Annotated in this window: 9 protein-coding genes; 8 read left to right on the top strand and 1 reads right to left on the bottom strand. The window is 72.4% G+C overall.

Going from position 1 to position 7,501, the window contains the following annotated elements:
- Positions 1–73: 73 nt before the first annotated feature.
- Positions 74–832, bottom strand: a complete 759-nt coding sequence (gene cnbZ / locus AC1MIR_RS24155) for a 2-amino-5-chloromuconate deaminase CnbZ (RefSeq protein ID WP_480030718.1) — start codon at positions 830–832, stop codon at positions 74–76.
- Between the two features lie 142 nt (positions 833–974).
- Between cnbZ and AC1MIR_RS24150 the strand changes: the two genes are divergently transcribed.
- The 8 genes from AC1MIR_RS24150 to AC1MIR_RS24115 form a co-directional block, all read left to right on the top strand.
- Positions 975–2,189 (top strand): amino acid ABC transporter substrate-binding protein, encoded by a 1,215-nt coding sequence (locus tag AC1MIR_RS24150; protein WP_480030717.1) that lies wholly within the window; start codon positions 975–977, stop codon positions 2,187–2,189.
- Positions 2,189–3,055 (top strand): branched-chain amino acid ABC transporter permease, encoded by an 867-nt coding sequence (locus tag AC1MIR_RS24145; protein WP_480030716.1) that lies wholly within the window; start codon positions 2,189–2,191, stop codon positions 3,053–3,055. The genes AC1MIR_RS24150 and AC1MIR_RS24145 overlap by 1 nt, the downstream gene beginning before the upstream one ends.
- Positions 3,052–3,990 (top strand): branched-chain amino acid ABC transporter permease, encoded by a 939-nt coding sequence (locus tag AC1MIR_RS24140; protein ID WP_480030715.1) that lies wholly within the window; start codon positions 3,052–3,054, stop codon positions 3,988–3,990. The genes AC1MIR_RS24145 and AC1MIR_RS24140 overlap by 4 nt, the downstream gene beginning before the upstream one ends.
- Positions 3,987–4,727 carry an ABC transporter ATP-binding protein gene (locus AC1MIR_RS24135; RefSeq protein WP_480030714.1) on the top strand — a complete coding sequence of 247 codons (741 nt, stop codon included), beginning with the start codon at positions 3,987–3,989 and terminating at the stop codon, positions 4,725–4,727. Before AC1MIR_RS24140 ends, AC1MIR_RS24135 begins: the two co-directional genes overlap by 4 nt.
- Complete coding sequence (locus tag AC1MIR_RS24130) at positions 4,724–5,443, top strand: ABC transporter ATP-binding protein (RefSeq protein WP_480030713.1); 720 nt, start codon at positions 4,724–4,726, stop codon at positions 5,441–5,443. Before AC1MIR_RS24135 ends, AC1MIR_RS24130 begins: the two co-directional genes overlap by 4 nt.
- A 177-nt stretch (positions 5,444–5,620) precedes the next feature.
- Positions 5,621–6,607, top strand: coding sequence for a TRAP transporter substrate-binding protein (locus tag AC1MIR_RS24125; RefSeq protein WP_480030712.1), 987 nt, complete (start codon positions 5,621–5,623; stop codon positions 6,605–6,607).
- Positions 6,604–7,068: a TRAP transporter small permease gene (locus AC1MIR_RS24120; protein ID WP_480030711.1), complete on the top strand. Its 465-nt coding sequence runs from the start codon at positions 6,604–6,606 to the stop codon at positions 7,066–7,068. Before AC1MIR_RS24125 ends, AC1MIR_RS24120 begins: the two co-directional genes overlap by 4 nt.
- Positions 7,065–7,501: TRAP transporter large permease subunit (locus AC1MIR_RS24115; RefSeq protein ID WP_480030710.1), on the top strand; the 437-nt coding region annotated here is incomplete at its 3' end. The genes AC1MIR_RS24120 and AC1MIR_RS24115, both read left to right, overlap by 4 nt.

Raw genomic sequence — 7,501 nt, 5'->3', positions numbered from 1 at the left:
GCCCCCCCCGGGCGCGGGCCCCGGCCGGCCGCCCCCGCCGGGGGCCGCGGGGGCCCGGCGCCGCGGTCGTGCGTCACGCCATCGCGACGTGCTCGACCGCCACGCGCCGGCAATCCATCTCGTAGTCGAGGCCGACCACCGGCGGGCGGCAATAGTGCCAGGTCAGGCCGTGCCGCGCCGCGCCGCGCGCCACGATCTCGTCCGCCAGCAGGCCGTGGATGTCGTGGACGGTGTAGAGCTGCGACGCCGTCGTCGCGCCCCACGCGCCGCCGAGCGCGCCCATCCGCCGCTCCATCTCGCCCAGCACCCAGCGCGCCTTGCTGCGCATGCCCGCCGGCGAGGTGTCGCCGAGCGCGACGATGTGGTCGCGGTAGTTCGCGTGGCCTTCCTCCGCCTCGCCGCTGCCGGCGACGACGAAGGAGGGCGGCGCGCTGGCTGCGGGCACGGTGTAGCAGAAGGCGTGGAAGCCGGGCTCGGCGGGCGGCGCGATCTCCGGGCAGACATTGCTGCGCGCCACCGGATTGACGCCGCCTTCCAGCAGGATCCCCCAGTCGCGCAGCACCGCGGCATAGGCCGTGTTGAAGCTGCGGAAGCCTTCCTCCGTGAAGGGCGCGGGCGAGCGCAGCTCGCAGGCGCAGAAGGCGTTGCGCGGACGGCCCGCCGCATCGAGCCAGGCGGCGATGCGGCGCCACCCTTCCTGCATCGGCACCGGCTGCTCGAAGCGCACGCGCTCGATGCGGAAGCCTGGCAGCGCCGCCACGCCGGCGGAATACTGGAAGACTCCCGGCACGAAACGGTAGCCGGCTTCCGGCACCGCGATTGTCTGGGCCATGCGCAACCTCGTCCGCGATCTGCAAGATCGGTCCGCAGTGAAGCCGATGGTGTCGCGCGCGACAAGCTGCACGCCCTCTTGCAATGCCGGCTATGGCATGCGGAGATTCGCGCAACCGGATCCAACCGGAGGGAGAAACAGCATGACGACGCTTCCGGCCTTCGGTCGCCGTTCGACGCTCGGCTTCGCCGCCGCCGGCCTTGTCGCGCCGCGCGGTGCGGCGCGGGCGCAGCAGAACGTCATCAGGATCGGCGCGCCGCTGCCGCTGACCGGTCCGCTCGCCCCGGAAGGCATCAAGCAGCGCAACGGCTACGATTTCTGGGCCGCGGCGGCGAATGCGCAGGGCGGCGTGGATGTCGCGGGCACGAAGCATCGCGTCGAGATCGTCTATGCCGACTACGCCTCCAACACGCCGCGCGCGGTGCAGACGGCGGAGCGGCTGATCGCGCAGGACAGGGTGAACTTCCTCTTCTCGCCCTTCGGCTCGGGCGCGGCGAAGGCCGCGTCCTCGGTGAACGAGCGCTACGGCATCCCGACCATCGCGGCCACCGCCTCCTCCGAGCAGGTCTACGACCAGGGCTACAAGTTCCTGTTCGGCACCTTCACGCCGAACAGCACCCTGACCGAGCCGCTGGCCGACATCGTGACCGGCGCGAACGCGCAGGTGCGCCGCGTCGCCGTGCTGGCGCGCAACGACCTCTTCCCGCTGGCGATCGGGCAGGAGATGGTCGCCAGCGCGCGCAAGCGGAACCTCGAGATCGTCTTCGACGAGAAATACGCGATCGGCACGATGGACCATGCCAGCGCCATCACGCAGATGCGCGCGCAGCGGCCCGACTGGGTGTTCGCCACCGGCTACACCAACGACCTGATCCTGATCCGGAAGCAGATGGCCGATCTCGGCCTGCGCGCGCCCGTGGTCACGATGATCGCAGGCCCCGCCTATCGCGAGTTCATCAGCGCCACCGGCCGCCAGTCGGAGAACATCACCAGCGCGGCCTGGTGGCATCCGGCGGTGCGCTACCAGGGCCGCGACATCTTCGGCACGACGGAGGCCTTCAACCAGGCCTGGGAGCGCCGCTTCAACGCCGAGCCGGACTATGCCGAGGCCTCGGCCGCCGCCGCCGGCGCCATCCTGCAGCTGGCGATCGAGCAGGCGCGCACGATCGAGCCGGCGCGCGTGCGCGACGCGCTGGCCGCGATGGACACCACCACCTTCTACGGCCGCGTGAAGTTCGGCCCGACCGGCCAGATCACCTCGCTGGAGCCGCCGGTCTTCCAGATCCAGGGCGCGCAGCCGCGGGTCATCTATCCGCAGGGGATCAAGCAGGCAGATCTGCGCTTCGGCGTGGGCTGATGCTCTATCTCCAGGTCGCGGCCAACGGGCTGGTGCTCGGGGGGCTGTACGCCTGCATCGCGGTCGGCTTCTCGCTCGTCTGGGGGGTGCTGAACGTCATCAACATCCTGCACGGTTCCTTCATCGTGCTGGGCAGCTACCTGGCGCTGTTCGCCTATCAGGGGCTCGGGCTGCATCCCTTCCTGGCCATCCTGCCGGTGGCCGCCGCGCTCTATGCGATCGGCCACGCCACGCAGGGGCTGCTGGTGAACCGGGTGATCGCGGCGCCGGTGCTGATGACGCTGACGCTGACCTTCGGCCTCGACCTGATGCTGAACAACGCGATGATCGTCGGCTTCACCGCCGACTACCAGCGGCTGAACCTGGAGACGCCGCTCGGCGTGCTGTTCCTCGGCGATGTGGTGCTGCCGGGCGACCGCGTCGCCTCCATGGCGCTGGCGCTGCTGCTCACGGGCGGGCTTTGGCTGCTGCTGCGCGGCACGCGGCTCGGCCGCGCGGTGGTGGCGGTGCGGATGGACCGCGACGCGGCGGCGCTGATGGGGGTGAACGTGCCGCGAATCAACGCCGTCACCTTCGGGCTGGGCGCGGCGATGGCCGGGGCGGCGGGCGTGCTGCTGGCGATCATCTTCCCCGTCTCGCCGCTCAACAGCGGGCTCTTTCTCGGCAAGGCCTTCGTGGTCTGCGTCCTCGGGGGGCTCGGCAGCGTGCCGGGCGCGCTGGTGGGCGGGCTCGCGCTCGGCCTGATCGAGAGCTTCGGCGCGCTGTGGCTCGGGCCGGAATGGGCGATCACCATCTCCTTCCTGGTGCTGATCGCGGTGCTGGCCCTGAGGCCCGACGGCCTGCTCGGCCGGCGCGGCTTCGCATGAGCGGCCTGCGCGACTGGGCGCTGCTGGCGCTCGGCGTCGCGGCGCTGGCGGCGCTGCCGCTGGTGGCCGACAACTACACGCTGCGCCTCGGCACCGTCTTCTGCATGTATGCCGCGCTGGCGCTGTCCTGGAACGTGATCGGCGGCTTCGCCGGCTATCCCTCCTTCGCCACCGCGGCCTTCTTCGGCCTCGGCGCCTATGTCTGCGCGATCCTGCAGTCGGCCGGCTGGCCGTTGCTGCCGGCGCTGGCCGCGGGCGGCGTGCTGGCCGGGCTGTTCGCGGCCGCGGTGGGCGGCGCGATCCTGCATCTGCGCGGCCACTACTTCGCCATCGCCAGCCTGGCGCTGGCCGAGGTGCTGCGCGAGCTCGCCACCAAGATGGAATGGCTGACCGGCGGCGGCATGGGGCTCAACCTGCCGATCCCGACGATGGAGATCCACGCCCAGGCCGCCTTCTTCCTGCATCTGATGCTGGGCGTGGCGGCGCTGGCGGCCGCGGCGACGCTGCTGCTGCGCGCCTCCCGCCTCGGCTTCGCGCTGCGCTGCATCCAGCAGAACGAGGATGCGGCCGGCATGCTCGGCGTGGACACGCGCCGGGCCAAGACACTCGCCTTCGCCATCTCGGCCGTCTTCCCCGGCCTGGCCGGCGGCGCCTATGCCAGTTGGACGCACTACATCGAGCCGCCCGACGTGTTCGACGTGCTGCTCTCGGTGAAGCCGCTGGTCATGGTGCTGCTCGGCGGGCTCGGCACCGCCTTCGGCCCGGTGATCGGCGCGGCGCTGTTGCTGCTGTTCGAGGAAGCGGTCTGGCGCAGCTTCCTCACGCTGCATGCCGCCGTGCTCGGCGTGATCATCGTGCTGCTGGTGCTGTTCCTGCCGAACGGCCTGCTCGATGCGCTGCGCCGGCTGCGCGCGCGGCTGGGCGGCGCGGCATGAGCCTGCTGCGGCTGGAGGGCGTCTCGCGGCGCTTCGGCGGCCTGGCCGCGCTGGACGCGGTGACGCTGGAACTCGGCCGCGGCGAGATCCTGGGCCTGATCGGGCCGAACGGCGCCGGCAAGACGACGCTCGTCAACGTCGTCACCGGCGTGCATCCCGCCACCGCTGGGCGCGTCCTCTTCGAGGGCCGGGACATCACCCGCCTGCCGCCGCATCGCGTCGCGCGGCTCGGTCTCGCGCGGACCTGGCAGATCGTGCAGCCCTTCCCGCGCATGACCGTGGCGGAGAACGTCGCCGCCGGCGCGCTCTTCGCGGGCGGCGCGGCGGATGTCGCCTCGGCCCTCGCCGTGGCGCGGGAGAGCCTCGGCTTCGTCAACCTGGCCGAACTCGCCGACGCCCCGGCGGCCACGCTGACGCTGGCGCGCCGCAAGCGGCTGGAACTGGCGCGCGCGCTGGCGATGAAGCCGCGCCTGATCATGCTGGACGAGGTCAATGCCGGCCTGAACACCGCCGAGATCGACGAGGCGCTGGCGCTGATCCGCCGCATCGCCGCGCAGGGCGTGACCATCGTGATCATCGAGCACCTGATGAAGGTCGTGCTCGGCGTCTCCACCCGCATCGCCGTGCTGCACCACGGCCGGCTGATCGCCGACGGCCCGCCGGAGGAGGTGGTGCGCGACAAGGAGGTGATCGCCGCCTATCTCGGCCGCCGCTATGCGGAGCGCGGCGCCGCATGACGCCGCCCGCGCTCGAGGTGGAGGACCTGCATGCGGGCTATGGCGACGTCGCTGTTCTGCGCGGCGTCTCCCTCGCCGTCGCCGCGGGCGCGATCACCTGCATCATCGGCTCCAACGGCGCCGGCAAGACGACGCTGCTGCGCACCGTCTCGGGCCTGGTCGCCGCCCGCGGCGGCCGGGTGCGCGCGGCCGGGCAGGACCTGACGAATGCGGGGCCGGAGGCGATGGTGCGCGCGGGCGTGGTGCATGTGCCGGAAGGAAGGCGCCTCTTCGCGGCGATGAGCGTGCGCGACAACCTCCTGATGGGCGCCTATCTGCGGCGCGACCAGGCGGCGATCCGGCGCGACCTCGACCGCGTCTTCGGCATCTTCCCCCGCCTTGCGGAGCGACGCCACCAGGATGCCGCGACGCTGTCGGGGGGCGAGCAGCAGATGTGCGCGATCGGGCGCGGCATCATGGCCGCGCCGCGCGTGCTGCTGATCGACGAGCTCTCGCTCGGCCTCGCGCCCGCCGCGGTGGACCTGCTGATGGACGCGCTGCGCGCGATCAACGCGGCCGGCGTCGCGATCCTGCTCGTGGAGCAGGACGTGATGGCCGCGCTCGACGTCGCGCATGCCGGCTACATCCTGGACCGCGGCGCCGTCACCGGCGCGGGCGACAGCCAGGCCCTGGCGGCGGATCCGAGGATCCACGAAGCCTATCTCGGCGCCGTCTAGGAGCCCCCGCGGACAGGGAGACGCAGCGGGCGGCCGCGCCGTCGCTGCACAGGGATTGGGCGCGCTTGCCGCGCCTGGCGGCACAGTCATGCTGCCGCGCCGTTTTGCGCCCGGGCCGCACCCTTGCGCGCCGGCGAGGCTGATCATTCACTCCGGCCGCACACAAGGAGCCAAGAGATGATCCTCGCCCGCCGCCATCTCCTCCTCGCCTCCGCCGCGACGCTCGCGGCGCCCGCTGTCGCGCGCGCGCAGGAAGCGCGCACGCTGCGCATCGGCAGCGCGCTCGATCCGCAGCATCCGATCATCATCGGCGCGCGCCGGATGGCCGACCGGCTCGAGGAGGTGTCCGGCGGCCGGCTGAAGGCGGCGATCTTCCCCTCCTCGCAGCTCGGCTCGCAGCGCGAGATGTGGCAGAACGTGCAGGCCGGCATCATGGACGGCGTGATCGACGCCTCGGCCAACATGGTGAACTTCGTCGGCCAGTTCGGCGTGCTCGACCTGCCCTACCTCGTGCCCGACAGCGCGGCCGCCTTCCGCCTTCTCGACGGCCCTGTCGCGGAGGCGGAGCTGGTCAATCGTGCGGCAGGCTCCGGCTTCCGCGTGGTGAACTTCTGGGAGGTCACCTTCCGCAACATCTACACGCGCCGCCCGGTCGCCGCGATCGGCGACCTGCGCGGGCTCAAGATCCGCGTCATCCCGAACCCCTCCTTCATCGCGCTGTTCCGCGCGCTGGGCGCCGCCCCCACGCCGATGGCCTTCGGCGAGATCTACACCGCGCTGCAGCAGGGCGTGATCGACGGGGCGGAGAACGACAACGTCACCTATCTCTCCTCGCGCCATGCCGAGGTCGCGCGCAACCTCGCGATCACCAACCACATGATGCTGGTGAACACCTTCGTCATGAGCGAGCGGCAGTTCTCCCGCCTCTCGCCCGACCAGCGCGGCTGGATCCGCGACGCGTCCCTCGTCGGGCGCGCCGCCGTGACGGCGGAGCGCGAAGGGCGCGAGGCCCGCGCGCTGGCCGACATCGCCGCGGCGGGCGTGACCGTCACCCGGCCCGACCTCGCCCCCTTCGTGGAGGCCGGCCGCCGCACCTATGAGCAGAGCGAGGAGCGGCTCGGCAAGGACCTCGTCGCACGCTTCGCCGCCGCCGCGCGCGGATGAAGCGGCTGGACGCCGGGCTTGCGCGGGCCGAGGCCGCGCTGCTCGGCCTGCTCGTTCTGGCGATGACGGGCGTCACCCTCGCCCAGGTCGTCGCGCGCTATGTCTTCGGTGCGCCGCTGATCTGGAGCGAGGAGGCGGCGCGCTACCTGTTCGTCTGGGTGTCCATGCTCGGCGCGGCGCTGGCGGCGCGGCAGGGCGGGCATTATGCCCTGACGGCGCTGGCCGAGCGCCTGCCCGGCGCGGCGCAGCAGGCGGCGCGGTTCGTCGCCTTCGCGGTGTCGGTCGGCTTCCTGCTCGTGCTGCTTGTCACCGGCGTGAACGAGACGATGCAGGCGCATCTGCAGGACGCCGCGACGCTGCCCTTCCGCATGTCCGTGCCCTATGCCGCGCTGCCGGTCGGGGCGGCGCTGATGCTGCTGCATCTGCTGCTCCGCGCCGCGATGCCGGATGCGCGCGCATGATCGCGGCGCTCACCGCCTTCGCGGCCTTCGTGGCGCTCGGCGTGCCGATCGCCTTCGGGATCGGCGCCGCGGCGGCCATCGGGCTCTGGCTGATGGACGGCGTGCCGCTCGACATCGTGGCGAGCCGCACCTTCGGTGCGATCGACAGCTTCACCTTCCTCGCCATCCCCTTCTTCATCCTGGCCGGCGAGCTGATGGAGACGGGCGGCATCTCGCGCCGGCTGATCGCGCTGGCGACCGCGCTGGTCGGCCACATCCGCGGCGGCCTCGCCAACGTCACCGTCGTCGCGATGATGCTGTTCTCCGGCGTCAGCGGCAGCACCAACGCCGATGCGGCCGCCGTCGGCTCGGTGATGATCCCGAGCATGCGCGAGAAGGGCTGGGAGCCGGCGCCGGCCCGCCCCCCGGGGGGCCCCCCGCCCCCGCGGGGGGG

Source organism: Falsiroseomonas sp. RANM36 (assembly GCF_056682175.1).
Note: the sequence above shows the minus strand (reverse complement) of the source record. Positions and strands in the feature narration are given on the sequence as shown.

Coding starts and splice junctions, on each gene's coding strand:
- AC1MIR_RS24150 (WP_480030717.1), top strand. CDS start 975: ATGACGACGCTTCCGGCCTTCGGTCGCCGTTCGACGCTCGGCTTCGCC.
- AC1MIR_RS24145 (WP_480030716.1), top strand. CDS start 2,189: ATGCTCTATCTCCAGGTCGCGGCCAACGGGCTGGTGCTCGGGGGGCTG.
- AC1MIR_RS24130 (WP_480030713.1), top strand. CDS start 4,724: ATGACGCCGCCCGCGCTCGAGGTGGAGGACCTGCATGCGGGCTATGGC.
- AC1MIR_RS24140 (WP_480030715.1), top strand. CDS start 3,052: ATGAGCGGCCTGCGCGACTGGGCGCTGCTGGCGCTCGGCGTCGCGGCG.
- cnbZ (WP_480030718.1), bottom strand. CDS start 832: ATGGCCCAGACAATCGCGGTGCCGGAAGCCGGCTACCGTTTCGTGCCG.
- AC1MIR_RS24125 (WP_480030712.1), top strand. CDS start 5,621: ATGATCCTCGCCCGCCGCCATCTCCTCCTCGCCTCCGCCGCGACGCTC.
- AC1MIR_RS24135 (WP_480030714.1), top strand. CDS start 3,987: ATGAGCCTGCTGCGGCTGGAGGGCGTCTCGCGGCGCTTCGGCGGCCTG.
- AC1MIR_RS24120 (WP_480030711.1), top strand. CDS start 6,604: ATGAAGCGGCTGGACGCCGGGCTTGCGCGGGCCGAGGCCGCGCTGCTC.